We start from the raw sequence: 26,674 nt of genomic DNA, 5'->3' as shown, positions 1-26,674 counted from the left end.
ATTTTTAACTATCAAAAGTCGATCAGTTTGGACAGATGACACCACTAAATCACTTTCTTTTGAACTATCAATGTCAGTTAAGTTTGTCTGATTATCTCGATCGGTATTCTACTTAGTCTGAAGTCTGATCACCGTCGATCGACGTTGGTGATTGATCTGGCGCGATCGTTGCTTCAAGTGGCTGTTCCTGAACCTATGCTTTATGAATCCAACCATTGATTGTAAAGCGACCATCAATAAACTTTCTGGAAGAACAACTGACCGGCAAAACCTCATGCAAATAGCGACTCAGGAAAAAGACAATGCTATTACTGCGCGGCTGAATCTGCTTGTGGGACTTGGCTGCCACATAGTAGCCATTTTCAACCTTGCTGTCATAAATGAGCAGATCGCCACCCTGGAAAACTTTGGGCTGATTAAAAAAGTAATAGACATAAGTGAGCACCCGTGAAGCCGTTTCGGGGCTGCCATTGTCATTGTGGATCTTATAAAAATTGCCATCGCCATGCATGGTGAGCTGAGCCTCAATATTGGCGATCTCAAAGGTGGGAATCCGCAGGAAATTCAACACCCCTGGCATAATTTGCCGGATCCGATCGCGGATTAGGCCAGAGAATTCGGGGAAGTTATAGAGAATCAGCGATTTGCGATAGCCTGGGTCTTTGGCCGAATTGGTAGTGGGTTGAAATTGATCCTGTTTCTCGGCCACATAGGCAAGCAGGCGATCGAGTTGGGGCTGGGGCAAAAAATTGTCGATCAGGGCATAGTATGAAGGCAATACCCCATCATCAGAATCGCTTTGTGCCCGCAATTGTTGCTCTTTTTTTGGCTCTTTTTGGGGTTCAGCCTGTATCTTAGGCTGGGCTGGGCTTTGGTTGGTTACGATCGCCGGTGGGGCAATTTGCGCGTGTTTGTGATCGGGCATGTTTGCAGCAGCAATCACCAGATCTGGCTTAGCCGTTGGTTTGGGTGGGGGTGGCAACACAACCTGAAAATCTGGCCGTTGGCGAAGCATCTCTGGGTCGGGGGTTGTAACTGCGATCTGATCGCTGGTGCGGGGCTGACCGATCACACCATCAGAACCATCTAATACCTCTGCCGATTGGGAAGTAATTTGCCAAAATACCGTGTTGTTCTGGCGACCAACATGGGTACAAACAAAGTTACGCCAGGCAAACTTATACATTAAGGCCTTGGTGTCGAGTGAGGTGGCGGTGGCGATCGTCAGGTCAAAAAGGGCACATAGCTCCTTGGTGCTGACCCAATAACCGGATTCAGCAATGTGCTTGACTAAATCAAGATTCTTGACTAGTCCTTCTATTTGGCTAAGGTTTGGTTTTTCCATTAATCATTTTGTGGCTGATGGCGATTGGATTTGGTGAGCCAGGGAATAGATCTCGATCGCTACTTAATATCGCTACTTAACTTAATTTAGATATTGAGTTGAGAATTAAGCCCGATCATGTGCTGGCAGGTGAAGCAGGGAAATCCAATATTTAAGGCATGGCGATCGCAGTAAATCTAGCCGCATTGAGCTAAATTAACGATCGCTTGCCAGGAATTGCAAAAACAGCGCTATAGCCAGTCATGATTATTAACTGCCTGTTGCATTTTGTCCACTACTTCAGTTATGCCGATCGCCCCAAGTTCGCCACTCTTGCGCGTCCGTACACTCAAAGTATTGGATTCAACTTCTTTGCCGCCAACCACCGCCATCACCGGGATTTTTTCCAGTTCGGCGCGACGGATTTGCTTACCAAGGCGATCGCCACTGCGATCGATTTCAACTCGCAAGCCTGCTTTTTTCATCGTCTCGGCTACGGTTTGGGCATAATCACGCTGCTCATCGGACACCGGAATTAACCGGGCTTGAACTGGTGCGAGCCAGAGCGGGAAGTCCCCAGCAAAATGCTCAGTCAATACGCCAAAGAAGCGCTCCAACGAGCCAAACAGGGCACGGTGAATCATGATCGGACGGTGGCGATCGCCATCTGCACCCACATATTCGAGATCAAATCGCTCTGGCAAATTAAAGTCCACCTGAATCGTGGAGCATTGCCACATCCTGCCGATCGCATCTTCAATTTTGATGTCGATTTTAGGGCCATAGAACGCGCCGCCGCCCTCGTCGATCGCATATTTCCAGCCTTTCTTAGCTAAAGCCTGCCGCAGTGCTTCGGTGGCCTTATCCCAGATCGCCTCGTCGCCAACATATTTTTCGGGTCGGGTGGAAAGGTTCACCTCATAATCCTCAAACCCAAAGGTGGTGAGAATTAATTCTGCCAGATCGAGCACCCCCAAGATCTCATCTTCCATTTGCGCCTCGGTACAGAAGATGTGGGCATCATCCTGGGTAAAGCCACGCACCCGCATCAGACCATGCATAGTGCCAGAGCGCTCATAGCGATAGACCGTGCCCAGTTCACCCCAGCGGGTAGGCAGATCGCGGTAGGAGTGCAATGAGTCCTTGAAAATCAGCACATGAAAGGGGCAATTCATCGGCTTGAGCTGATAAATTTGCTCCTCCACCTGCATCGGCTGGAACATGCTTTCCCGATAGAAATCATCATGGCCAGAGGTTTTCCACAGTTCCAGGTTGGCCACATGGGGCGTAGAAACTAGCTCATAGCCATTTTGCTGGTGGGTCTCTTTCCAGAACGATTCAATAATATTGCGCATGATCGCACCACGGGGATGCCAGAACACCAAGCCTCCGCCAGCCTGCTCTTGAATACTAAATAAGTGCAAGTCCTTACCGATTTTGCGATGATCGCGGCGTTTGGCTTCTTCCTGCTGTTGATGATAGGCCGCCAGTTGTTCGGGGGTTTCCCAGGCCGTGCCATAGATGCGCTGGAGTTGGGCATTTTTCTCATCACCACGCCAATATGCGCCAGCGATACTTTCCAATGAAAAAGCATTGAGGTTAATATCGCCCGTGGTTTCCACATGGGGGCCTTCGCAGAGATCCCACCAGGGTTTTTCCAGCTTACTGGGATCACCCAGATAATAGCGGGTGATTGGCTCGCCTTCGGGAATACTGGCCAGGATCTCTAGTTTGTAGGGTTCATTTAGCTTTTCAATCTCCGCCAGCATGTCTGGCCGATCGACAGCTTCGCATACCAGCGGTAGCTTGGCCTTGATAATCTTCTTCATCTCCTTAGTAATCTTTTTGAGATCGGCAGGGGTGAAGGATTCAGGGCGATCGAAATCGTAGTAAAAACCAGTATCGGTTGCAGGGCCAATTGTTACCTTAGTGTCTGGGTATAGCTTTTGAACAGCCATCGCCATGACGTGCGAACAGGTGTGTCGAATCCGCTTGAGGCGATCGGGGTCGGCCTGACGCAATATTTCGACTGGCTTCATTTCTGCAACTGCAACCATAGTTTTTATGTTGATTTTTAGCTTTGGGATACTCGTAAAAAATTAAATTTGCAAACAAATTAGCTGTGCCAATTACCTTAGTCTTACCTAGTTCAGCTTTAATTGACTGCTTGGGTAGGAATTGCGATCGCTTTAGCGCAATCTTCAGTGCAATCACTATTAGTTATATCAACTAGTTATATCAACCCTGCACAATATCTGGTTTGACAAAACGTTAGGTGATAACTAATTGACGCTTAGGTTTTTGTTAGGGCAATCAGTGATATTGGCTAACCTTTGGCTGATTTCTAATTCAACTATCTAATTCAACTAGAAAATACCCAATCAAGATAATTGCAAGATAATTTAGATGATCGGGGTTACCTAAGTTAATAAACCTATTATAGAAACCTTTCCGTTGCAACTACCGATCCTTCAATTTGTAGCGATCTTTTTTATAGCGATCTTTCGATCGATTGCACTATCCGAAAATATTCTTGATCGGTTGAGTAAAAATCCATCAACTAGCAGCAATTTGGTTGGCGATCGCTGCCGGTGTAAGCTCCAAAATACTCGGCAAAACCAGGTCTGCACCATTCGATCGCAACATTTGTGCATAATCTAGCCGCTTGGCCTCAGGGCGAGCATTTACATGGGGTGGCAAGATCCCCACACCAAGCCAATTGCAGTCGGGCTTAGTTTCTTTGGCCTTAACTACCGTCAGCATATCGGCGGCTGTATCGCCAGCGTAGATAACTGTAGGGCGATCGCCCAATTTTGCCGAGACAGTTATTAAGCCAGTGGGATCGGGTTTGCCTGGTACATCCTCCATTGCTACCAGAACTGGATTTTTAATATCCAATCGACTCAGCACATAATTAGCCGAGCTGCGGGTTGCCCCACTAAAAAAGCCCCAGGCAATGTTTACCGTGTCTAGCGATCGGAAATAGTCTGGGTTAGCGATCAATGGCTCCTCGGTCACATACCCTGTCCAATTGGCCACATCCTCTGGATTTTGTCCCATGTAGCGCTGCTGGAAAAACAATACAATCTGTCCATATTTGGGCATTTCTGGGTGCATTTTGGGGGCAGCAGGATCTAAATTATCTTCATTAGCCTCAGCACCAGTACGATCGAGATGATTAGCAGCAATTTTGCCCGATCGATAGCGCTGGATCAGCTCCTGCGCTCCTTCCCAATCGTTATTCCAGATTCCCTCGGATTTAAGCAAATCTATATCTTCCGGCGTAGGACGATAGCTGCCAGCGGTAAAATGCTCGACTGTGTCGGCCAAGGCACGGCGATAGGAACCCGCCACATCTCTAATTACACCATCAATATCAAAAATTAGGGCTACGTTTGACAGACTATCCATGTTAAAGTCTAAGATCGCAAGTTAATGAATGTTAATTGTATTGCTAATATTATTTATAAATCTATTTATGAATAATTGAGTTGATCGATTATTTTGCTAAATTCAGGTCTTAGCACTGAAATATACTAGCCTTTATTACTTAATTAATTATTAACTTACCTTAATAGCAGTTAGGTACTTAATAGCTAGTAGGCAAGCGGTTATTCAATGACTCAGCAGGTCAAATTAATTAATACTTGAATCAGAATCAATTTGGCTCAGGTTTAAGAAGAATGACTAAATTTAGCAAACAAACTAAATTAGTAAATTAGTAAACAAGAAACGTTCAATCGATCGTTAGATCGTAAATAATAGAGATGATCGCACCAGGAGGTAAATTAGATTGACGACAACAACAGAAGAAACAGCAGTATCACCACGTTTTATGTTAAAAATCCTCTGGCTTGAGGATAATGTAGCCATTGCCGTAGATCAGGTAGTGGGCACTGGGTTCAGCCCCCTGACGAAATATTTCTTCTGGCCCCGCGATGATGCTTGGGATCAGCTTAAAACCGAAATGGAATCCAAACCTTGGATCTCTGATCAAGAGCGGATCGAGATGCTCAACAAGGCCACTGAGGTAATTAATTACTGGCAAGAAGAAGGCCGGAAACGACCAATGGCTGAGGCTCAAAGCAAGTTTCCTGAAGTTATCTTCACTGGTAGTAGCTAGATTACTTAGATTTGTTGGGCATTGCTGAGTTGACTAAATGCCTTTGAATTAATCTTCATTTTTTAGCTTGTCTGTTTAGATTGATTAGTCCAACGGTGTTGCTTGGTGGCAGACCCTCGCCACAATTTCCAGTTAGCCGTTTGAAGTAGTAATTGAGTATTTGTTGCCTAATGCCCACTGAAACTATTTTCAGCAAAATTATTAACCGGGAAATTCCAGCAGATATTGTCTACGAAGATGATTTATCGCTGGCATTCCGGGATGTTAATCCTCAAGCGCCAGTGCATATTCTGGTGATCCCCAAGCAACCAATCCCAATGGTGGCTGATGCGGTTGCTGCCGATCAATCCCTGTTGGGACATTTGCTGCTGGTGGCGGCACAGATCGCTAAGGCCGAGGGATTGGCCAAGGGGTTTCGCCTGGTAATTAATAATGGCGAGGATGGCGGCCAGTCTGTACCGCACTTGCATGTTCATATTCTGGGTGGGCGATCGATGCAATGGCCACCGGGCTAGCTACTTTAAATAGTTGGCTATTAATAAATTAGTTACTAATAAACTAAATAATTAAACTCTAATTAAACTCGGCAAATCGGTTAGAATGCTGCTTAATCAAGTCGATCGCTTTGATTCAAGCATTAATTACTAGTCCACCATGAAAATTATGATGGTTGCTGTTTTGATCGATTAGATACCCTGCCTAGATTGTGAGCCCTCATATTTAAATTGATCAAACGTTATGACAATTGATTAATCCAGGCTAAATAAGCATGTCTGATAGCCCCTTGAGTAATCTGAGTAACTGGTCTGATCTGTTTGGCTCCCAGGATTTTATCTTGACTCTGGTGCTAATTTTCCTGGCGCTCAGGATTGCCTCCTCGGTGCTGAAGTTTGTGCGCAAGCCCGATGAGTTGCTGCCAGGGGAGGTTGAATCGCTGCGGGCGGAAAAAGAGGCGATCGCCCAGCAATTAACTCAGCAAGAATCAGAGGCCAAAGCCTTAAGGCAAGAATGCTTGGATTTGCGGGGGCAGTTAGAGCAGCAAAAAAAGCAATTAGTAGATGATTATCGGGTTGAAACTTTTACTAAAATTCAGCCATTATTAACCCAATATCAAAGTGTGCGGCAAATGGCGATCGCTAAGCCTGAGCTGCCCGCCAAAAACCTGGTGGCATTGTTTACTAATCTCGATAATTTACTCCAGGCTTGGCAGTTTGAGCCGATCGGTGAAGTTTGGCAACAGACTGCCTATGATCCCCAGTTGCATGAACCAGATCAAGGGGACATTGAAGCAGGGGAGATCGTGTATGTGCGGTTTGTGGGCTATCGCAGTGCCAGTGGCGATCGGATCTTGGTTCCGGCCAAGGTTAGTAGGACATTGCCAGCGATCGCCATCAAAGCTGGTGAAAGTTAGTTAAAGAGTTAGTTAAAAACTTAGATGGCGATGTTACTCAAATGGGAGATTAATTAGCCCGATCGCAGTACAGGATGAAAGAATTAATCGATACTGCAAATAATGCGATCGCAATTTTATTTTGCCCCATTGGTGGTTTCTAATACATGATACATAAGACCTGCGGTAAGCTATTTCGAGCTTTTTTTTGTTAGAATTAAGCGGTTTTGAATTATCACCCCCCCTCCAAATTATCCAAATTAAAAAGCAGTAGAGTATTAGCAGGCAGTAATTGGGAGAAAGGCTAGAGGACAATACATGACCATCGTAGCGATCGATTTTGGCACCAGTAATACCATTGTCTGTACCTTAGACCCAGTTACCCAAACCCCTCGCACCCTTAAATTTGAAACCATTTGCCGCACCTTCAACAGCGCTGATGGTGAAGCCTATGTGGTTCCCAGCCTGGTATACATTGAAGAACAGGGCAACATTGTGATTGGTGAGCAGGTGCGATCGCAACGACTGGGTTATGCCAAGCCCGATCGCCTCTTCAAAGCATTTAAACGCGAACTAGCTGCCAATTTCAGGCCGCCGCCCCGCACGATCGATGCCTATACCTACACCTCCGAAGACATCGCCGAGATTTTTTTAGGCCAAATCTGGGCATTGCTCAAGGCCAAGGGGATCGAACCCAGTAAGGTGATTTTCCCAATGCCAGTGGGGGCATTTGATGCCTATTTAGAATGGTTTCGGAGCTTTGCTGAGATCGCTGATTTGCCACCGATCCAACTTCTAGATGAATCCACGGCAGCAGCCTTGGGTTATGCGGTGCAGGCACCTGGAGTGGTGGTGCTGGTGGTTGATTTTGGTGGCGGCACGCTAGACCTTAGTTTGGTGCGTACCACGGGCACAATCGGATCGCAACAGGTGCTCAAAGCCGAGGTGATCGCCAAGTCCGATGCTTATATTGGCGGGATCGATATCGACAACTGGATTGTGGAGCATCAGTTGCGTAAAAATGGCCAAACCCGCGCTGAGGTGGGGGAAATTGGCTGGGTTAACTTACTGGCGATCGCGGAGCGGCTCAAAATTCAACTTTCCAGTCATGAAAGCGCGAAGGAAAGCTGGTTTGATGATGAAAATATTATTTCCTATGAACTGAGCCTGAATCGCGCCGAGCTGGCGGAAATCCTGGAATCGCAACAGCTCCTTGAACAATTGCGCCAATCCCTGGACGAGGTGGTTGAAACCGCGCTGCGTAAGGGAATTAGCAAGAATCAGATCGCCCAGGTGTTGCTGGTGGGTGGCAGTTGTCAGATCCCAGCGATCCAACAGTTGGTGATTTCTTACTTTGGTCGGCAGCGGGTCAAGCTGGATAAACCCTTTGAGGCAGTGGCACATGGGGCGCTCGCCCTGGGGCAGATTGTTACCGTTGAAGATTATTTACGCCACAGCTATGCAATTAGGATCTGGGATCCCGGTGAGCAACAGCATTTTTATTATCCAATTTTTGAGCAGGGCGTGAAATACCCGTGCGATCGCCTGGAGCCAGTTGTTTTACAGGTGGTGTGGGAGGGACAGAAGGAAATCCGTCTGGATATTGGCGAAGTAGCTGAAACCGCCCAAGTTGAGATTGCCTACGACGATCGCGGTCGCATGACCAGTACCCAACTGCGCCGCCATGCCGATTTTCATTCTTTGCTGGAGGCTAATCGGGTGAGTAAGTTGCAAAATGAGCAGGTCTGCATCGCCCATCTGAGTCCACCGGGGCGTAAGGGGATGGATCGAATTGAGGTGGATTTTCGGGTCAATGAACAACGGGTCTTAACTGCTACGGTTAAAGACTTGTTGACTAAAAAAATTTTGGTGAAGGAAGGGGCGATCGCTAAGCTGGAATAACTAATAACTCTGGCATAGCTAGGATAAGCTGCGCTTTTATGGCAACTGGTTAGCAATTAATTAATTTACGGTAGATTCAGCATCCACCATTTGCTCGCGTTGCTGGGCTCTAAATTCTTCGATCGTGCTGTTGATTGAATCCGAACTCTTGCTGCGGAATTGGGATGGAGTGGTGCCACCAAAAAGATTGTGGTTGTGGATAATGTCAGTGAAGTTCAAGCCACTATCAGAGCCATCGATCGAATAGTTGGATCGATTGGTGCGGCTAAAGTCATTCAAGGTTTGCTGGGATAGGGGCGTACTATCATAGGGATTACCATCACCAGCACGAACCTGATCATCATCGGTATCGGCTCTAGCGATCGGTGCGGTGATTATGCCCACTGCGATTAAAACAATGCTGCTAGCAACTACTTTGGCAAGAAAATTAATGCTTTTCATGGTGTCTGTTTTGCTCCTTCACCCTACTAATTATTTTAATTCTTTATTCTAGAAAGAAAAAGTGATTAATTTAAGCAGGTTACCGTAAGATTCTGCCTCAATTAGCAAATTTTTAAATCCCCCGATCGCACTAGTTTAATATTGCACTAGCTTTTTAATATTGCACTAGCTTAATTATGGGCGATCGCCTGCTAAAATCACCATTCAACTAATAGACTCTACTTATATAATTGTAAAGGCAGGATCAAGCCGAACACTCTGTTGGTTTTGGATTGACGGGCAGATATTTAACAGATCGCTCAAATCGCTTGCTATGGAGGCATTTTAAAATACAGTTGCCCATCATAACTACCTTGACAAAACCCTAGCAGAAATAATAATGATTGCGGGTCAGTCCTTTAGCTATTTCGATCGGCAAATATCATATAGATGTAATAGATGTAATAGATGTAATAGAGGTAAGCCTTTGGGACTGGGATCATTGGCTCATTGGCTCAGCGGATCTAAAATAACTTGAGTTCAATATATCTTTATATCTTTGACCCGTTAACTTGTAGTGATTTGTAGTGATCTGGGATTGTTTGATAGCTCTATTACTTCCTTATTAATTTCTTAGTAATGATTCTATCTGACTGACGCTAAAATGTTACCTGAGCTGGGCTCTACCATTGCGATCACCATGAGTTTCAACCAGATCAATCAAGTACCATGCGATCGATTAAATTGACTAAGCATCTTAGCAATTAGGCAATTAGGCAATTAGGCAATTAGTAAATATTAATTAATAAGTTTAAGAAAAATTATGGCAAAGGCTACATGGCAAGGCGTTGTGCTGGCGGAAAGTGATAACTGTGAAATAGTAGAGCGTAACTATTATTTCCCTGCCGATGCAATCAACGCTGAATATTTCAAAGAAAGCAATACTCACAGCACCTGCCCCTGGAAGGGTGTAGCCAGTTACTACAACATTGAAGTGAATGGCCAGGTGAATAAAGATGCGGCCTGGTACTACCCCGATCCCAAGTCGGCGGCCGAGAATATTAAAGGCCATGTGGCTTTCTGGCGTGGTGTTGAGGTGCAGCCATAGATGATCGGGCAAAATCAACAGCTTGATGCCGATGTGATTGTAATCGGTTCAGGTATTGGTGGATTGGTTACGGCAACCCAACTGGCGGCCAAGGGTATTCAAGTGCTGGTGTTGGAGCGATACATTATTCCTGGTGGCAGTGCTGGCTTTTTTGAGCGGGATGGCTATCGCTTTGATGTGGGTGCTTCAATGATCTTTGGGTTTGGCGATCGTGGTACTACTAATTTGCTGACCCGTGCCCTGGCGGCAGTGAACATGAAAATGGAAACCATTCCCGATCCAGTCCAGGTGCATTATCACTTGCCAGGCGATCTAGACATCGAAGTTGATCGTGACTATGAAAAGTTTATTCAAACCCTGGGCGATCGCTTCCCCCATGAACGTGAGGGCATCCGCAAGTTTTATGACACCTGCTGGCAGGTATTTAATTGCCTCAACTCGATCGAGCTGTTGTCGTTAGAAGAATGGCGTTATTTGATGCGGGTGTTTTTTCAAAACCCGTTTGCCTGTTTAGGATTAGTTAAGTTTCTGCCCCAGAATGTAGGGGCGATCGCCCGACGTTATATTAGCGATCCGCTCTTGCTCAAGTTTATTGATGTGGAATGCTATATCTGGTCAGTAGTACCGGCCGATAAAACACCAATGATCAATGCTGGTATGGTATTTAGCGATCGGCATTACGGCGGGATCAACTATCCCAAGGGCGGTGTGGGCAAGATTGCTGAAAAATTGGCCGATGGCCTGATCAAAGCAGGCGGCGAGATTCGCTATGGCGCAAGGGTAACCCAAATCCTGCCCAAATCCATTACTGGCGATCGATCGATCGGCGTGAAGCTGGCCACTGGTGAAGTTTTGCACGCCCGCAAGGTGGTTTCCAATGCCACCCGCTGGAACACCTTCGAGCAATTGTTACCTAAAGAATTGCTGCCAAGTCGGGAAAAACGCTGGCAAAATGACTATCAACAATCGCCCAGCTTCCTTAGTTTGCACTTGGGTGTAAAGTCAGCGGCGATCCCAGCCGATGCCGCCTGTCACCATGTTTTGCTGGCAGATTGGGCGGAAATGGAAAAAGAACAGGGCACAATTTTTGTATCGATCCCCACCCTGCTTGATCCCGACCTTGCGCCACCGGATCATCACATTGTCCATGCTTTTACCCCCAGTTATATGTCGGAATGGTCTGGGCTAGATCCCGCTGCCTATGCCGAACAGAAAGAGATCGCGGCAGGGCGAGTGGTTGAACGCTTAACGCAAATTTTCCCCAACCTGGAAGCTAATCTTGATTACCAGGAGGTTGGCACCCCACGTACCCATCGGCGTTTTCTGGGGCGGATTGATGGCACCTATGGGCCAGTTCCCCGACGTAAATTACTGGGATTGCTGTCTATGCCTTTTAATCGCACCTCAGTGCCAGATTTATACTGTGTTGGCGACAGCACTTTTCCTGGTCAGGGTTTGAATGCGGTAGCATTTTCGGGATTTGCCTGCGCCCATTTATTAGCATCAAGTTTGTGATTTTAGTTGGGATTTCAATTAATAACTATTAAAAGTTTTTATTGGCGAGCAATCACTCAGCTTATTTAATTAAAGTTGTTTTAATAGATTAGCGTTTTATTAACTCTTGAATTAGTTGAAATTGCTAAGTTTGGTAAAAAGTAAATCGATCGTGGCGATCGCACCAAAATTCTGGAGAAAATTGATTCAGGCTGAAATCAGCCATACCAGTCATAAAAGAAAGTCTAGGCTTGGTTAGTTCAGGCTAGGTTTAAGTCAATCTTTAAATGGTTGTTAAATATAATTTGCAGTTATTTAGATTGATAAAAATGTCTGTGAAGATAAAGTTCTAAGAATTAATTCCTAGTTATTTACTACTAGCTAACTTAATGTTTGATCCATGTTTGCTTAATATTTGTTTGGACTAGTTCAACTAGCGATTGAACTTCTCATGACAATCCAAATTAATCAACCACGTTGAATTTGCAAGTTTTTTGAATAAATTAAAACCTGGAAAGATAGTACAGGTCTTACTTACTAAACCATTAACTTACTGGGGATCAATTTATTATTCTAGGGCTAAGAAATGGGGATCATAAAATCAGGTGATTAACATTTCGTGATAACTATAGCCAGGGCTAGAAATTCGTGTTAATCGTGAATACATCGAGTATTTTTTTTAGCTTTATGCAAGAACTTCTAAGTAGACTAAGTAATGATGCAGTCATTTTGGCTGCCGATCCTAATTTGCAACTTTATGCCGAAATCTGCGCCGGAATTAGCGTAGTTCTATTCGCAACTGCGTTTGTAATCTATGCGCGCAAAAATTGGTTTGCCAATCAAATTCAATCCGAGCAATCGATCGAGCCTGCGACCACTAGCCGCGCCCAGAACGAGCAAGAATCTAAAAAAATGCATTACGCCTAGTTTGATTAGCTTTACTGTGGGCGAAGCGTTATCTGATTGCTTCGTACAGTCTGGATTTAATTAGGGGAGTATCTGGCCTTTTTGCTCAATCTTGATATTATTTTCTGACTTCAGCAATAATTGACCCTACGCCAGTGATTTAATCGATCGTTGGCGTAATTTAAGTTGTATGGAAATAATCGCGGTTATCTTTATCACTTTCCTGGCGGCGTTGGTGCAAGGGACTGTTGGCTTTGGTTCCGGTCTAACTGCTGTGCCGATGTTGCTGTATGTGATCGACATCAAAGCGATCACCCCCTTTGTGGCGCTGTTGGGTTTTTTGATTAATTTGACCCTATGTATTTATTTACGGCAGCATTTCAACTTTCGCCTGTTAGCGCCTTTGCTGGGGGGTGCATTGCTGGGGATTCCGTTTGGGATCTGGTTTTTGCATAATGCCCCCGAAAAACTAATCAGGGTGATTCTGGCGATCGTAATGCTGGCCTATGTGGGCTATGCGATCTTGAACCGGAGGCGAAATAATCACCAAGAACCTGGCAAGTTAAACCAAAAGTGGGGGTATCCAGTTGGGTTTGGCTCTGGCTGTTTGACTGGCGCATTTAGCACTGGTGGGCCGCCAATCATTCTGTGGGCGATGGTGCAAAACTGGCAAAAAGAAGAGTTTCGCGGTAGTATGCCAGCTTTTTATCTGTGCAGTGGCTTCTTTGCCCTGATTGGCTATGGCTGGAGTGGTTTGATTACTTTTGACGTGATGCGGCTCTTTTTGGTGAGTATTCCGGCGCTGCTGTTGGGGATTTGGGTGGGCGATCGCCTCAGTAACAAACTCGATCGTGACAAATTCAAGCTGCTGGTACAGGTCAGTTTGATTGTTCTGGCAATTATGTTAATCAGTTCTTAGATGCTGGGATCAAGTCTTGGCGAACGCGATCGCCTGAGAGTCCGATCGATTTGCTAACGATCATTTTTTATTGAACTGGCGCTACTTGGATTGCCTAAAAAGGAATAGCGAGCATAGAGCAAAACCCCTTGCAACTTAGCGATCGACACCTTGGGCTTAACCACAATTTGCAGTAAAGCGACACCAAAAATGCGCAGCAATCGATAGATTAGGGCGATTTTTTGGGCATGTTTACTCAGGCTGAGTAGATAGCTGTAGATCTCTTGTTTAAGCTTAAAACCAGGGTTGGCACTGGTTAGGGCTGAGGTTTGATGGATCACATGAATTTGCGTAGCGATCGCCATGCTGTGCCCTTGGCAGACATAACGACGGCAAAAATCAAAGTCTTCGTAATAAAGAAAATAATCAGGATCAAACATGGGGCAATGGTTAAATTGCGCTAGATTAATTACCAGAGAGCAACCAGACACCCAATCAATTTGATTATTAACTGCCTCTGCTGCTTGATTATGATTAGCCTGAATTAGCTCAGACTCTCTAGCATCAGTAACGTCAATAGCGCCAAATTCCTCTTGGATTAGACCTGTATCAGGTGAAAAAGTGCCACCAACAAAATATTGCCGCTGCTTTGGATCATAAACAGAAGTGCCAATGATCGATAGATTGCGGTGAGATTGTTGCAATTGCCAAAGCTTGGCGATCGCCCCCGCTGGCAAATAGGCATCGGGATTAATCAGCCATGCGATCGCTTGCGGAGCTTGGGCATAGACCCATTCCAGGCCAAGGTTACAAGCCCGGCCAAAACCAATGTTGTCAGGGGAGTTAATTAGCTTTACGGAAAAATACTCCCAAATATCCTGGGAGGGAGCTTTGATTAGATTTGTTAAAGAGTGATCAGCGATCGAATTATTCACGATCACCAACTGGCAGGCTAGCTGAGTCGAGCATTGCGATCGAATTGAATCGATCAATCGGGCAATTAATTCACCGGAATAGTAGTTAACCGTAATGAAATAAATCAAACTTAGTAGTTTAAATCTAGAGCCCAGGCCAGGACAATTTATTTTACATGCTTAAAGCTCTCAAACTTTCTGGTAAATCTGCCCAGGAAGATTGTCATTACGGTGCGCTGGCGTACCAAAATACTAGTGCTAACCGACATCCCTGCTTGCAAAGGCACCTCCCGCTCACCAATCGGGAAGCTTTGCTGTTCTAGTTCGATCGTGGCTGGAAAAGCATAATATTGGCGTTCTTGGGTTGGTGGCAAAGCATCAGAGCCCACCTCTACTAAAGTGCCATCCAGGGTGCCAAACTCCAGGGAGGGGAATGAATCTACCCGGATTTCGACGGAGCTACCTTCTTTTACAAAACCAATATCACGATTGGTAATAAATACCTCGGCTTTGAGCTTGCCATCTGGCACCAGTGACATCAAAGGTTGAGCAGCAGTATTACCAGACACGACTGAACCAGGCCCCACCTGAGTATTGAAAATAGTGCCACGAATAGGAGCGCGAATTTCTTGATAGCTCAGGGCTAAATCAGCTTTACGCAGTTGGGCTTCGATATCAGAAATCCGTTTTTGATTGGCAGCGATCCGCTCAAAAATCTCTTTGGCCGATTGGGAAACGGTGTTGTTTAAGCGTTGTTCAGCCTGGAACATTGCTTCTGCTAAGCGTTCTTGCTCTTTTTCTAAACGCTCTACCTCTGAAATCGATGAGGAAATCCGCGCTTGGCGATCGATGACATCGGATTCAGATGATTGATATCTCTGTTCTTGCTGCCGGAATTGCAGTTTGGAGAGGGCACCAGATTCCGCCACTGGGCGCATATCTTCCAAGATATTGAAGTTAGTATCACGAATATCTTTGCTCTTTTCCAACATTTCAATATTGGCTAGCAACACATCCTGGGCGCGAATCAGTTGCTTTTGGGTTTGTTCTAGCTGGGTTTCTAGTTGTCGAATATCCAACTCCGCACTGGCAACCCGCGATTGAAATTCTTCCTGGCTGGCGGCCAAAAGTTGATCCTGATTGATACTAAATTCTGGGGCGGTGTCGCTATCTATACTGCTGTCTATTTGAAAACCATTAATTTGTGCACGGAAGTAGCGATTTTCTTCTAATAATGCTGCTCTTTCTTGGGCTAAAGCATCACGATCGGCTTCTGAGAAGGTGGGGTCTAGGGTCATCAGCAGATCGCCTTCTTCCACAAACTCGCCATCTTCCACTTCTATGCTGCGGATCACACCACCAGTGGGAGCCTGGATGTCTTTGGTGGAACCTTCGGGTTCTAGTTTGCCGACGGCCAGCACCGATTCTTCAATTTTGGCAACCGATGCCCAGGTCACTGCACCTACGGTAATACCAATGATCGCCCACACAAATGCCTGAGTCCAAAAGGCCGGTTTTTCGAGGATGATCGGCTGTTCGGCTGGCGCTAGGGCGGGCTTTTTCTTTTGTTTGGTTTTGTCGATCGCTTTCATAATGCTTGTGGTTTATTTAGTTCAATCTATTGCTGTTTCAGGTTAAGGAATATCAATAAATAATATCAATAAGTTAGGTGGACTGATTCAGACTCAGTTGCACTCAAAGATTAAGTAAGACTGCGAAGGGAAATAAGCAAAGATTCATTAAGCTGGCGGGAATTGAGTTTGAAGCTAAATAAATTAAATACTTTGCTTTGATAGTTGTTGGTGTTCAATCTGCACAGGACACCTGACTACGATCGCCTAATACTCTGTCTATACGCGCCTAACCAAGCAATCGGTTTTCATTTCGGTGCAATTGCTGATTGTTTGCTGTGCCTTAACTCCTTCATTCATTGTGCAACATCAAACTGAGAAACTGGGCTCAAAATCGAGTCTAAAACTGCGATTCTTGTTGCTGATATAGGCAGTAATAACGACCGCGCATTTCCATCAATTCATCATGGGTACCCATCTCCACGATCGAGCCCTTGTCCATCATCAAGATCGTGTCCGCCTGTTTGATTGTATTCAAACGGTGGGTAATAAAGAACAATGTTTCGCCATAGAAAGCTTCGGTCAGGTTTTGACAGACCTGGCGCTCTGAATCATAGTCCAGCGCACTGGTAGCCTCATCTAGGATCAACAATCGCGGCCGCTGCAACACAGTTCGGGCGATCGCAATCCGTTGCCGTTGTCCCCCAGACAATCCGGCACCCCGTTCACCAATGATCGTGTTATAGCCAGCCGGTAACTCCATAATAAAGTCATGGGCTACAGCGATTCTGGCCGCCTCAATAATTTCATCAGAAGTAGCTTCTGGATTCGTCAGGGCAATATTCTCTTGTACTGTGCCATTGAATAGCAGGGTGTCTTGCAACACCACACCAATTTGGCGACGTAGCGAATATAGCTCCACTTTGGCAATATCATAGCCATCCACCTGAATCCGCCCAGTTAGGGGTTCATAGAGACGGGGGATCAGCTTGGTCAGGGTACTCTTACCGGAACCACTTTGCCCCACAATACCCACAAACGCGCCAGCGGGAAAGTCAATATTAATGTTGCTAAGCTGCAATGGCCCAGTGCTATTAAAGCGGAAGCTAACTTCTTCAAATCTAACCGCACCTTGGATTTCCGGCATCGGAATATTGGTGTGGTTATCTTCCGCTACTTCCTGCTCGGCATCGACAATATCGCTCAAACGCTCGATCGACAGGCCCACTTCCTGGAAGTTCTGCCACAGTTGCGCCAATCGCAATAGAGGACTGGTTACATAGCTAGCAATGATTCTAAAGGCGATCAACTCACCCAGGGTAAGCTGGTTATCCAAAACCAAGTGAGCCCCAACCCAGAGCAGCACCAGGCCAGAGAACTTGTTAAGGAAGTTACTCACTGAGCCTGCCCAACTGGAGGTTAACACCGTTCTAAACCCAGCATTCACAAATCGGGCATAGCGTTGTTGCCACTGCCAGCGGGATTTTAGCTCAATGTTTTGTGCCTTAACCGTTTGCATCCCCGATAATACTTCCACCAGATAGGATTGAGTATCGGCATGGCGTTCAGCCTTGGTACGCAGTTGACGGCGAATAATTGGTGAGGCGATCAGCGCCAGCACAATAAAAAATGGCACGGTCACCAGAGCCCAGAAGGTCAGTACCAGGCTATAGGCCATCATAATTACAATGTAGACCAGCGAAAAGACCGCATCAAGCACCACGGTCAGGGCAGTACTGGTCATAAATCGGCGGATATTTTCCAGCTCATTAATCCGCGTGGAAAGCTCACCAACCCGGCGGCGATCGAAATAGGACAAAGGCAGCCGCAGTAAGTGATCAATAATCTGGGTACCCAGGCTCAAGTCGATCCGGTTGGTGGTATCCACAAACAAGTAGGTACGCAACCCGGTCAGGATCGCTTCAAAGGCCGCCACAATAATCAACAGCCAACCAAGCACGTCGAGGGTGTCAATGCTGCCCTGGGACAGCACTTTGTCAATAATAATCTGCACAATCAACGGATTGGCAAGGCTGAACATCAACACAAAGGCCGAGGCAATGATCACCTGGGTGAGTACGCCGGCATACTGTTGCACGTAGGGGATAAAAGAATGCAGCCCAAATTTTTCCTTGGTAAAGCTGGATTTGGGGCGGAGGAGCAAAATTTGCAGTTGATCCTCGCAGTTTTCCATGAACTGGCTAATTTTCCAGCGTTTTACACCGCCGGATTCTGGCGAGGCCATAATCATCTCGTTACCAGAGATGTGATAAATCAGGGCAAAGCTATCTTGCCATTGAATTAATGCCGGCGCTTTGACCCGATTGATGGCGATCGTTGGCACTTGCACCAACTGCGCGCCAATGCCAATCATTTCCATCACCGCACCACCAACCTGCAGCGAAATATTACCAGTGTTTTGGGTGTAGTTTTCTAGATAGCGCTGAATGATATCCCGCTTAAATGTGCCGCCGATATATTTTGAAATCATATCCAGACAAGCAAGGAACCCATCGACAGGCCCTCTCCCCCTTGCATAGGGGTATTGGCGCAGCGATAGGGGTTGGTCTTCTTCGGTGACCACTTTCGGTGGTTTTTCGGGTGCAGCCGTAATTGTTAGCTGATTGCGATCGGTAACGGCAATTGCTTCAACCGCACCATTACCATTGCTAACCCCATTATTCTCATTGGGATCACTATCCTCAACATGGGGATCAATATCCCTGAATCCAAGTAACCTGGCTCCGCTTGAATCAGTTACATTCAAATTACCCTGACTAATTTCAATCTGGCTACCCATTGGCAGGTTCTCGATCGTGCCGCCACTAACCAGCCAAACCAGATTCGGATCAAGCTGATTAACATCGGTTTTGCCAGTGGGCAGATTTACAACTACTGCTTCTGGTTGGATCTGGCTGGCTAATTCTTTTGGATCAGTGGTGCCATCGGCGCGGCGCTTCAATTCCGCCACAATCAACTGGAATACTTCCGGCAGAGAAGGTTGATCCACAAAAAAGCGCTTTAGCTCTGGCTCTCGGTTTAATAGCTCTTTGAAGTCCTCGGCCGCGATCGTAATTGTGATTGTTTCACCGGAAGCGATCGCCGTCTCACAAGGCTCATTTCTGACTACACTGGGCCAGCCCAAAACCTCACCTGTGCTCATTACGCCAATACTAACTGGCACAGCCCCTGCCGAGCCGTAGCCCAACATCCGCACCTGTCCCTGGTAAATAATCGATACCTGGGTGGGCATGGATTCTTGCACCAGGATTGTTTGCCCCATGCGATATTGCAGTAATTGGCATTTGGAGGCAAACCACTGCTGAGATTCATCGCTCAAACGATCAAACGGTTCGGTTTGGGCGAGAAACTCCTGTAGTTGGCTGAGAGAGATAGTTTGAGGCATAAACTTAAAACAACAAAACCAATATCTTTATATAGAAGCCCTGACTATGGCAAGTTCACTAACCTGCCCACCTTTTAGCTTCTTGATGATCTATGTATGATCTTGAAGCAGGGCAAAAATCAGTGAAATTAACTTCAACTCTATGTATTCTATGTATGATCCTTAAAATAGCTTAAGCATCATGCATTTTAATCGATCGCCAAATTTAGGCAATCTGATCATCCTAGTTTGAAATACTTAACAATACAATTAAGATGCGATTCTAACCGCAATTATTTTAATTGTAATTAGCTAGGTTGTAATTAGAGCCTAAATGCATCTAAATCGCTACTCCAAAGCAGTGACCCTAGTGCAGCCCAAGCATATAGCATATAGGCATAAAACTAGTTTTTGAGCCCCAACCACCAGCATCAATCAATAAGCGATCTAAAAGCGAGCTAAGCAGGCTCAGCGATCGCAGCGATCTAATCAAATATACCCAGTCACAGGTTTGGATTTGCTAGCCAGGTGTAAAAGGGCTGAATCTACAATCAGCGATCGCCAGATCATCTGACAACACTTAATCAAACTAGGAAGCAAGCTGTCTGACCTATGGCTATAGCAAAGTTTAGCCAGCAGTCGTCAAGGGGTTACCAAAACTTAGCCACTCAACTATAGACCATTAGTCAAGGGTTGGCTATCTTGGACAATCCTTGCTGCCGTATTGCTATGCGATCGCCTTGATCACCTTGATTAATTAGTGTAAGCCCCAGATATTAGCGGATTCAACTAGTGGCAATCCTACATATGTCCACCATATGTCCACATATATTAATGATATCTGGCCGGAGAACCTAAACTAAACCAATCATCCTTGACCAAAAATCCTTGCATCCATGTCACTAACAACCGGTGTAATTCTTAAATAATTTGGATACCGGGAATTAGAATAATCAGATTAAGCGAAATGATTGAGTATTTATAACTACGATCGCTGCGAATAACTATACCAGCATACGGATCGTAAAGGCTCCAAACAATGCTAATGCTTTCCTTTCTGTCTACATAGGGTGGCAGCTAAATCTGCTCGAAAAGGCATTTGGCAAGTTTTAGCAGAAACCCAAATCCACGGTCAAATAGCATTGCAGCCAAGGCTAACGCAGGATGAGCAAGCATTGATATCAGAATGCTTAATTTTAGGCTAAATGTGGGGCGATTTATGGGGCAAATGCATTTAAGATCATTGATAGAGCGTAAACTCGCATATTTTTGCTAAAAACAGGATCTTATATGAGTCACCTCAGGAGATTAAGCCAGATGCCAAAACGTGATTTAGTTCAGCCCCAAAATAGTTCAAATAATTTTGAAGCTCATAAATTCTACCTAGGCCGCAAAGTTGCCAAGTTGGGATTGAAAGTAGCGATCGCATCGATCGCAATTTTGCCATTGGCTGCCTTTGGCGTAAGTGCGGCCAAAGCCGATGATAGCTATGGCGCAATTTCTAGATCGCCCAGCACAGAGGGTAAGGGGTACTCATGGAATTATTCTACTCGTGCTGCTGCTGAAAACCGGGCTTACCGAGAATGTGAGAGTGTTTCTGGTAATGGTGATTGTGAAGTATTGCTTTGGTTTAGGAATGCCTGTGGTTCGATCGCTGAGAGCACTACTGGCGCGGCGGGGACTGGTTGGGGTACTTCGCGTTCGATCGCGGAAAGCTATGCCCTTGATGTCTGTGGGGACTATAGCTCTAGAGGTCGTATAAGCTGCGCAGTTACACGTACTATTTGTACGCCTCAATAGTTATTAACTCTGGAATTATTGATTGGGAACCAGCATTTCCTGCATTTAGTCTATGGGTCTAGCTTAATTTAGTTGAGAACTAATTCAGGCTGATCTGATTTGATTTTGTTTAAGTGTAAAGACTGGCTGAGAGATAGATCTTAAGCTTTAGAGCCTAAAACCTAAAACAAGCATTGATACACATTGAGCGATTTGAATGGCTGTAATCCAAGCATCATCAGCGTATGAGCAGGATCACTGGCATAGCCCCCTAGAACCTTTAGGATTTTAGGTAGTGCATTCATCTGCCAGCCAGGGCAAGGGATAGCCCTGAGATTAGGTGGATTGAGAATTAGTTATTTTATTGCTGGCAAGTTTATTACTGGCAAGTTTATTTAAGTTAATTGAGTCATTTTTTGAGGTTAAACAAGTATGTCTAGCAGAGTTTTAAATCAAGCAGCTAATCATGGCCTTGGTCAGACTGTGGCCAAGTTTACCCTGAGGGTAGCGATCGCGGCGATCGCCACTTTGCCCGTTGCTGCTCTGGGTGTGAGTTCAGCTAGAGCCGAAGATAGCTATGGTGCAATTGCCCGATCGCGCTCCACAGAAGGTAAGGGCTATTCCTGGAATTATGCTACTCGTGCTGCTGCTGAAAACCGTGCCTATCGAGAATGTGAAAGTGTCTCTGGGAATGGCGATTGCCAAGTATTGCTCTGGTTTAGGAATGCCTGCGGTTCGATCGCTGAGAGCACTACTGGCGCGGCGGGGACTGGCTGGGGTACTTCTCCGGCTTTAGCGGAGCGCTATGCAATGGATAGCTGCGCTGGCGTGAGTAGCTATAGCCGTTGCTCTATCACCCGCACTTTCTGCTCACCTCAGTAGGATTCAGCAAAATACCTGCCAATTCTAATAATTAATTAGCTAAATAGGCAGTATCAACTCATTATCGACTGATATTGTCTATTTTGATTGGAGTGGCGATCGAAACTGCTGCACTATTAATTTAGAACGACTAATTTAAATATGAGCGATCGCCATCAAGACAGATTAGCTACTTGATCAGAATCGCAACGATCATAATTTTTGCGATTGGCTATTTACAACTGAAGCCCCTAGACCTTTCTAGGCATCGTATTGCTCGGCTTTTTCTTGCAAATATTGAGCCTGGTAATTTAAAAACTTAGCGCGGCTCTCTTGCCAACATTGCTTGGCCGCTGCCTCAAAATTTTCCTGCTGTTGCTCAGCAGCATCCTGCCACTGCTGTTTATAGTCCAAGAAAGTGTCATGCCATTCTTGATACCGTTGCTTATGATCGGTCTCAAACTCTTTTTGAGCTTGATCCTTGTCAGCTTGCCAATCTTCTTGATAGCCCAGGAATTCAGCTTTGGTTTCTTGCGATCGCTGTTTCATATCAGCTTCAAATTCTTTCTGGCTAGTATCTTTGGCATCTTGCCATTGTTTTTGTGAATTAACAAAATCACTGTGCCATTGGTTGTAGCGTTTTTTGGCATCCTGGCGATAGGCGGCGCGGTGTTGTTTTAAATTCATAATCCCCAACCTAAACTAAAAACTGGATTTAATGCGCTGAGCTTTTTAGAGCTTGCTAGCGATAATTTAAGCTTATATTAATAAACCTAACATTTGCAATCTATGCAGCAAATCGGCGATCTCGCTGAGGTTTACATATTTCTTAGTCCGCCCTGGATTGAACTTTAAAAAAAGTTTTAGCCGATCGGACAAGCCATCTAAATTTAGGCTAATTGACCCAATGCGATCGCTGTATTAATCACCCACGCATCGATCAACAACAGCAGCAAAGTTACCACCAGCAAAATCAAATACATCCAGGGTTGCGCCAAGGGAATTACATCACTGGTATTAATACCGCTACGCTCTTGCACCTGCTGCACAAACCGAGAGAAACCCGCCATTCTCATTGGCAATAAATAGCCCTCGCCATCCTTACTCAAAAAGTAATAAACCATCCCGCCTTGCCCGGTGGTGCGGGGTTTGAGGGCTTTGATCTGCTCCCAGGCCAATGACCAACCCTGACGAAAGGGAAACCAGATCGGATATTTAACCGCAATGCCCCGATCGCTAACCACCACCTTTTCACTCAACGCGCCATGGAGCCCAACCAGGCCGATCGCCAGGCCAACAGCTAGCACCCAGGGCGGAACGGGGGCATTAGTAACTTTTGCCAAGAATGGTAATGGCGTAGTCAAGGCTACATATAGGCCGATCAGAGTAATTCTAATCAGTGGTGAAATATTGTAGGTAGCGATCGCGGTGGGATCTGGTGTTACCTGATTTTGCGATAAATCTTGATCTGCTGGGGTGGGCGCTGAAGACATAGAAATATAGAAATTAAGAGAGGGATTAATAGTTAAGCGATCGGTTTGATTATTTCGAGATAAGCAAATATTGATTGCATAGTGAATTGTGTATTGCGATCGAATATGACATGCCCCAAGCTACCTTTCATCCCTCGGCGGTGAAGTCTTCAATGCTTAAAACTTTTTCGGCAATGTCTTGCGGAGATATTTAAGATTTTGGCGATCGCCTTGGCCTAACTACTCCCTCAATCGAGATATTGGGCAATAGCAATATAGCCACAGAGTCCTATCAGTAAATTTTTAATCAGATCGATCGAGATTGAACCCACTGATCAAACCTCAGACGAGCCACACTGGTTATACTACTAAATAGTGAAAGGCTTCTAAGACATCCCCAGTTGAAATTGCTTGATCAATTGAACCCCTGTGGCAGGCAGTAGCCTTTTAATTTAAACGATGGCAATGCTCAATTAACAGAATTAGTAAACTATGGCAAGCGCAACCCAAGTCCCCGTAACCGTTCTCACTGGCTATTTAGGTGCTGGCAAAACCACCCTGCTCAACCATATCCTCACCGCTGAACATGGCAAAAAGGTGGCGGTGATTGTGAATGAATTTGGTGAGATCGGTATCGATCAACAACTGGTGGTCAGCACCGATGAAGAAATCTTTGAGATGAATAATGGTTGCATTTGTTGCACCGTCAGGGGCGATCTGATTCGGATTATTAGCAACCTGATGCGGCGGAATAAAAAATTTGACCACCTGGTGATTGAAACGACCGGGTTGGCCGAGCCGGGGCCAGTGATCCAGACCTTTTTTGTGGATGAAGACGTTAACTCTAAAACAAAGCTGGATGCAGTAGTTACGGTGGTTGATGCCAAGCATATTGCCCAGCATTGGCGCGATCGGGAAGCCCAGGAGCAGATCGCCTTTGCCGATGTGATTTTGCTTAATAAAACTGATTTAGTCCCACCTGAGGAGCTGAAGCAATTAGAAGCCAAAATTCGGGGTATTAATACCCTGGCCAGAATAGAGCATGTGCAACTAAAGCAACCAGAAGCGATTAACGAGCAAAATATTCAAGCGGTATTGGGGGTTGGTGGATTTGATCTGGGCAGAATCCTGGAGCAACAGCCGGATTTTTTGACCGAGGAAGATGATCACCATCACCATCACCATCACGATGAAGAGGTGTTCTCGATCAGTATTTCTGAATCCGGCGCAGTCGATCCAATCAAGCTGCATGAATGGTTAGGGGTTTTGCTGCAAACCAAGGGTCCTGATATTTATCGGATGAAGGGGATTATTAACATGATCGGTGAATCCAATCGATTTGTGTTTCAGGGCGTACATATGATGTTCGATGCCGACCGCGATCGCCCTTGGGCTGCGGATGAATCGCGCCAGAATCAACTGGTGTTCATTGGCCGAAACCTGGATCAAGAGGCAATCCGGCATGGCTTCCGCAATTGTCTGGTGAAGGGCAGCTAGTGAAGAACGTGAAAAAGCAAGCAATCTTGAACCACAAGCCGCAATGGCGCGGTAGTTTTGAGGAATATATCACTGCGATCGACTGGAGCCAGGATGGCAAGAGTTTAGCGATCGCTAATGCTGCTGGGGAAATCAGCCTCTATCAAGCTGGAAGTAAATCAGGTAAATCGAGTGGCGGGAAATTAAACACCCTCAAGACAGCGGACGAGGCATCGATCGATTGTTTGCAATTCTCGGCTGATGGTCAATGGCTGGCGGCGGCAGGCCAGGGTGGACAGCTTCAGATTTGGGATGCTCAAAAATTGAGCCAGGGTGAGTTTGAACCTGCCGTTACGCTTGATTTGGGCGGCAAATGGATCGATCGCCTGGTCTGGCATCCCACGATTGCTGAATTTGCCTATAGTCTGGGTAAATATGTGCAGGTTTGGAGTGCGATCGAGCAAGATATTGTGGCCACCCTGGATTTTGATCAATCAACTGTGTTGGCATTGGATTGGCATCCCAGCGGCGATTGGCTGACCGTGGGTGGCTATAAGGGCTTGAAAATGTGGCAACGCCAGGACTGGTTTAATGATCCGGTCACGTTGGAATTGGCGACGGCGACTAACTTGATTAGTTGGGATCGCGGCGGTAAGTATCTGGCCACCGATACGATGGATATGTTGGTGATTTTGATCGGCTGGCTGGGTGATGATTTTGATGCCGATCCCTGGCGCTTGTCTGGTTTTCCGGGCAAGATTCGTGATTTTGTTTGGTCATATCCACAAGCTGATAGTAGTGATGCAAAGCCATTTTTAGTCTCATGTAGCGGCGCAGATATTGTGGTGTGGCATAAGATCGACGGCGCAACCCGTGAGGAAGAGACCTGGTCAGGCACATTATTGCAAGGACATTCTGGGCAAGTGAATCTGCTGACTATGCCAGCGGGGCAGAATTTGCTTACTTCTGCTGGGGCGGAGGGCGAGATTATGCTCTGGGATCGAGCCAAAACCTGGCTGCAAACATTGAATACTTCCAAGTCAGAGATTACCTGTGTGGCATGGCAATCGGGCGGCAAAAAGCTAGCGGCTGGCAATGAAAATGGGGAGGTGTTTATCTGGGCGGAGCAGACTAAATCGGCTGGCTTTGGTGCTTAGGTTGGCTTTGTTAAGTCCTTTGTGATTGTGATTATTGCTCTAGGTTTGCTCACCAAAGTTAATTCAATCAAAAACGATGCTAACGTAGCGTAGCAACAAAGTTCTCTGTCGATCGTTTGTTTTACAGCTATTTGCAGCGAGCGTCCAGGGATCAGATTCTTGCTCTGACTAAAGTATGGCGATCGTTCTATGTAATCTCAACCAATTTGGGGATATTCCAGCCTTAGCAATACTTGTTAATCAAAAATTAACTAAAATGAAGGCAATGCTATGATTTACCCTAAAGAAATCAACCGCAGCTAATTAATCTAATTATTGTTAGATATTGGGTTAACCGTGCTTACTGCCCAATCCGGGAGAGGATTAGCGCTATTTTTTATCCTGGGTTTTCACAGACTTTGAACTAAACTTTTTAAACTTTTACAAACGCTAATTAACTTTAACTTTAGCCTCTCTTTAGAAATATAAATAGCGAATATAAAATTTAACTTACT

At 45.7% G+C, this 26,674-nt stretch carries 21 protein-coding genes; 12 read left to right on the top strand and 9 right to left on the bottom strand.

The genetic code is table 11. The features are described 5' to 3' along the window. Positions 1 to 193: 193 nt before the first annotated feature. From PSE7367_RS16705 to PSE7367_RS16695, 3 genes are all read right to left on the bottom strand, one after another. The gene (locus tag PSE7367_RS16705) at positions 194 to 1,345 is read right to left on the bottom strand and encodes a 2OG-Fe(II) oxygenase (protein ID WP_015166523.1); all 1,152 of its coding nucleotides are present in this window, start codon (positions 1,343 to 1,345) and stop codon (positions 194 to 196) included. Between the two features lie 230 nt (positions 1,346 to 1,575). Then, positions 1,576 to 3,381 (bottom strand): threonine--tRNA ligase, encoded by a 1,806-nt coding sequence (thrS, locus tag PSE7367_RS16700; protein ID WP_015166522.1) that lies wholly within the window; start codon positions 3,379 to 3,381, stop codon positions 1,576 to 1,578. A gap of 499 nt (positions 3,382 to 3,880) precedes the next feature. Next, positions 3,881 to 4,735 carry a TIGR01548 family HAD-type hydrolase gene (locus tag PSE7367_RS16695; RefSeq protein WP_015166521.1) on the bottom strand — a complete coding sequence of 285 codons (855 nt, stop codon included), beginning with the start codon at positions 4,733 to 4,735 and terminating at the stop codon, positions 3,881 to 3,883. Between the two features lie 382 nt (positions 4,736 to 5,117). Between PSE7367_RS16695 and PSE7367_RS16690 the strand changes: the two genes are divergently transcribed. The 4 genes from PSE7367_RS16690 (at position 5,118) to PSE7367_RS16675 (ending at position 8,739) form a co-directional block, all read left to right on the top strand. After that, a complete protein-coding gene (locus PSE7367_RS16690) occupies positions 5,118 to 5,447 on the top strand; it encodes a 30S ribosomal protein PSRP-3 (RefSeq protein WP_225882663.1) in 330 nt (109 codons plus the stop codon). Between the two features lie 170 nt (positions 5,448 to 5,617). Then, positions 5,618 to 5,962, top strand: a complete 345-nt coding sequence (locus tag PSE7367_RS16685) for a histidine triad nucleotide-binding protein (protein WP_015166519.1) — start codon at positions 5,618 to 5,620, stop codon at positions 5,960 to 5,962. Positions 5,963 to 6,216: 254 nt separating this feature from the next. Further along, entirely contained in the window at positions 6,217 to 6,858 is a 642-nt protein-coding gene (locus tag PSE7367_RS16680) for a nucleotide exchange factor GrpE (RefSeq protein ID WP_015166518.1), read from the top strand. 297 nt (positions 6,859 to 7,155) lie between these two features. Further along, positions 7,156 to 8,739, top strand: a complete 1,584-nt coding sequence (locus tag PSE7367_RS16675; protein WP_015166517.1) for an Hsp70 family protein — start codon at positions 7,156 to 7,158, stop codon at positions 8,737 to 8,739. 60 nt (positions 8,740 to 8,799) lie between these two features. Here PSE7367_RS16675 and PSE7367_RS16670 read toward each other — a convergent pair whose 3' ends face one another. Next, positions 8,800 to 9,180 (bottom strand): hypothetical protein, encoded by a 381-nt coding sequence (locus PSE7367_RS16670; protein ID WP_015166516.1) that lies wholly within the window; start codon positions 9,178 to 9,180, stop codon positions 8,800 to 8,802. 802 nt (positions 9,181 to 9,982) lie between these two features. Between PSE7367_RS16670 and PSE7367_RS16665 the strand changes: the two genes are divergently transcribed. From PSE7367_RS16665 to PSE7367_RS16650, 4 genes are all read left to right on the top strand, one after another. Then, complete coding sequence (locus PSE7367_RS16665) at positions 9,983 to 10,267, top strand: DUF427 domain-containing protein (protein ID WP_015166515.1); 285 nt, start codon at positions 9,983 to 9,985, stop codon at positions 10,265 to 10,267. Next, positions 10,268 to 11,782 (top strand): carotenoid isomerase, encoded by a 1,515-nt coding sequence (gene crtH, locus PSE7367_RS16660; protein ID WP_015166514.1) that lies wholly within the window; start codon positions 10,268 to 10,270, stop codon positions 11,780 to 11,782. Between the two features lie 666 nt (positions 11,783 to 12,448). After that, positions 12,449 to 12,688, top strand: a complete 240-nt coding sequence (locus PSE7367_RS16655) for a hypothetical protein (protein WP_015166513.1) — start codon at positions 12,449 to 12,451, stop codon at positions 12,686 to 12,688. A gap of 169 nt (positions 12,689 to 12,857) precedes the next feature. Beyond that, a complete protein-coding gene (locus PSE7367_RS16650; protein WP_015166512.1) occupies positions 12,858 to 13,586 on the top strand; it encodes a sulfite exporter TauE/SafE family protein in 729 nt (242 codons plus the stop codon). Between the two features lie 53 nt (positions 13,587 to 13,639). On the opposite strand, the gene PSE7367_RS16645 is transcribed toward PSE7367_RS16650, so the two are convergent. The 3 genes from PSE7367_RS16645 to PSE7367_RS16635 all read right to left on the bottom strand — a co-directional run bounded on the left by PSE7367_RS16645 (position 13,640) and on the right by PSE7367_RS16635 (position 19,456). After that, positions 13,640 to 14,608: a glycosyltransferase family 2 protein gene (locus PSE7367_RS16645; RefSeq protein ID WP_015166511.1), complete on the bottom strand. Its 969-nt coding sequence runs from the start codon at positions 14,606 to 14,608 to the stop codon at positions 13,640 to 13,642. A gap of 38 nt (positions 14,609 to 14,646) precedes the next feature. Then, positions 14,647 to 16,071 (bottom strand): HlyD family type I secretion periplasmic adaptor subunit, encoded by a 1,425-nt coding sequence (locus PSE7367_RS16640; protein WP_015166510.1) that lies wholly within the window; start codon positions 16,069 to 16,071, stop codon positions 14,647 to 14,649. 379 nt (positions 16,072 to 16,450) lie between these two features. Further along, positions 16,451 to 19,456: a peptidase domain-containing ABC transporter gene (locus PSE7367_RS16635; protein WP_015166509.1), complete on the bottom strand. Its 3,006-nt coding sequence runs from the start codon at positions 19,454 to 19,456 to the stop codon at positions 16,451 to 16,453. Positions 19,457 to 20,752: 1,296 nt separating this feature from the next. On the opposite strand from PSE7367_RS16635, the gene PSE7367_RS16630 reads away from it, so the two are divergent. Both PSE7367_RS16630 and PSE7367_RS16625 read left to right on the top strand, forming a co-directional pair. Then, the gene (locus PSE7367_RS16630) at positions 20,753 to 21,235 is read left to right on the top strand and encodes a DUF4189 domain-containing protein (RefSeq protein ID WP_015166508.1); all 483 of its coding nucleotides are present in this window, start codon (positions 20,753 to 20,755) and stop codon (positions 21,233 to 21,235) included. Positions 21,236 to 21,646: 411 nt separating this feature from the next. After that, complete coding sequence (locus PSE7367_RS16625; protein ID WP_015166507.1) at positions 21,647 to 22,096, top strand: DUF4189 domain-containing protein; 450 nt, start codon at positions 21,647 to 21,649, stop codon at positions 22,094 to 22,096. A 240-nt stretch (positions 22,097 to 22,336) separates the two neighbouring features. Here the strand turns inward: PSE7367_RS16625 and PSE7367_RS16620 are convergent, their stop codons facing one another. Next, on the bottom strand, positions 22,337 to 22,762 hold the full coding sequence (locus PSE7367_RS16620; RefSeq protein ID WP_015166506.1) for a hypothetical protein: 426 nt from the start codon (positions 22,760 to 22,762) through the stop codon (positions 22,337 to 22,339). A 203-nt stretch (positions 22,763 to 22,965) separates the two neighbouring features. Beyond that, on the bottom strand, positions 22,966 to 23,568 hold the full coding sequence (locus PSE7367_RS16615; RefSeq protein WP_015166505.1) for a hypothetical protein: 603 nt from the start codon (positions 23,566 to 23,568) through the stop codon (positions 22,966 to 22,968). A gap of 471 nt (positions 23,569 to 24,039) precedes the next feature. On the opposite strand from PSE7367_RS16615, the gene PSE7367_RS16610 reads away from it, so the two are divergent. Next, positions 24,040 to 25,044 (top strand): CobW family GTP-binding protein, encoded by a 1,005-nt coding sequence (locus tag PSE7367_RS16610; RefSeq protein ID WP_015166504.1) that lies wholly within the window; start codon positions 24,040 to 24,042, stop codon positions 25,042 to 25,044. Positions 25,045 to 25,052: 8 nt separating this feature from the next. Continuing rightward, positions 25,053 to 26,180, top strand: coding sequence for a WD40 repeat domain-containing protein (locus PSE7367_RS16605; protein ID WP_225882662.1), 1,128 nt, complete (start codon positions 25,053 to 25,055; stop codon positions 26,178 to 26,180). Positions 26,181 to 26,674: the final 494 nt, after the last annotated feature.

It is taken from the genome of Pseudanabaena sp. PCC 7367 (assembly GCF_000317065.1).
GTDB classification, from domain to species: domain Bacteria; phylum Cyanobacteriota; class Cyanobacteriia; order Pseudanabaenales; family Pseudanabaenaceae; genus Thalassoporum; species Thalassoporum mexicanum.
Note: the sequence above shows the minus strand (reverse complement) of the source record. Positions and strands in the feature narration are given on the sequence as shown.

What these genes read in the sequence shown, in the direction of transcription:
- PSE7367_RS16705 (WP_015166523.1), bottom strand. Translation starts at nt 1,345, where the DNA reads ATGGAAAAACCAAACCTTAGCCAAATAGAAGGACTAGTCAAGAATCTT.
- thrS (WP_015166522.1), bottom strand. Translation starts at nt 3,381, where the DNA reads ATGGTTGCAGTTGCAGAAATGAAGCCAGTCGAAATATTGCGTCAGGCC.
- PSE7367_RS16695 (WP_015166521.1), bottom strand. Translation starts at nt 4,735, where the DNA reads ATGGATAGTCTGTCAAACGTAGCCCTAATTTTTGATATTGATGGTGTA.
- PSE7367_RS16685 (WP_015166519.1), top strand. Translation starts at nt 5,618, where the DNA reads ATGCCCACTGAAACTATTTTCAGCAAAATTATTAACCGGGAAATTCCA.
- PSE7367_RS16680 (WP_015166518.1), top strand. Translation starts at nt 6,217, where the DNA reads ATGTCTGATAGCCCCTTGAGTAATCTGAGTAACTGGTCTGATCTGTTT.
- PSE7367_RS16675 (WP_015166517.1), top strand. Translation starts at nt 7,156, where the DNA reads ATGACCATCGTAGCGATCGATTTTGGCACCAGTAATACCATTGTCTGT.
- PSE7367_RS16670 (WP_015166516.1), bottom strand. Translation starts at nt 9,180, where the DNA reads ATGAAAAGCATTAATTTTCTTGCCAAAGTAGTTGCTAGCAGCATTGTT.
- PSE7367_RS16665 (WP_015166515.1), top strand. Translation starts at nt 9,983, where the DNA reads ATGGCAAAGGCTACATGGCAAGGCGTTGTGCTGGCGGAAAGTGATAAC.
- crtH (WP_015166514.1), top strand. Translation starts at nt 10,268, where the DNA reads ATGATCGGGCAAAATCAACAGCTTGATGCCGATGTGATTGTAATCGGT.
- PSE7367_RS16655 (WP_015166513.1), top strand. Translation starts at nt 12,449, where the DNA reads ATGCAAGAACTTCTAAGTAGACTAAGTAATGATGCAGTCATTTTGGCT.
- PSE7367_RS16650 (WP_015166512.1), top strand. Translation starts at nt 12,858, where the DNA reads ATGGAAATAATCGCGGTTATCTTTATCACTTTCCTGGCGGCGTTGGTG.
- PSE7367_RS16640 (WP_015166510.1), bottom strand. Translation starts at nt 16,071, where the DNA reads ATGAAAGCGATCGACAAAACCAAACAAAAGAAAAAGCCCGCCCTAGCG.
- PSE7367_RS16635 (WP_015166509.1), bottom strand. Translation starts at nt 19,456, where the DNA reads ATGCCTCAAACTATCTCTCTCAGCCAACTACAGGAGTTTCTCGCCCAA.
- PSE7367_RS16630 (WP_015166508.1), top strand. Translation starts at nt 20,753, where the DNA reads ATGCCAAAACGTGATTTAGTTCAGCCCCAAAATAGTTCAAATAATTTT.
- PSE7367_RS16625 (WP_015166507.1), top strand. Translation starts at nt 21,647, where the DNA reads ATGTCTAGCAGAGTTTTAAATCAAGCAGCTAATCATGGCCTTGGTCAG.
- PSE7367_RS16620 (WP_015166506.1), bottom strand. Translation starts at nt 22,762, where the DNA reads ATGAATTTAAAACAACACCGCGCCGCCTATCGCCAGGATGCCAAAAAA.
- PSE7367_RS16615 (WP_015166505.1), bottom strand. Translation starts at nt 23,568, where the DNA reads ATGTCTTCAGCGCCCACCCCAGCAGATCAAGATTTATCGCAAAATCAG.
- PSE7367_RS16610 (WP_015166504.1), top strand. Translation starts at nt 24,040, where the DNA reads ATGGCAAGCGCAACCCAAGTCCCCGTAACCGTTCTCACTGGCTATTTA.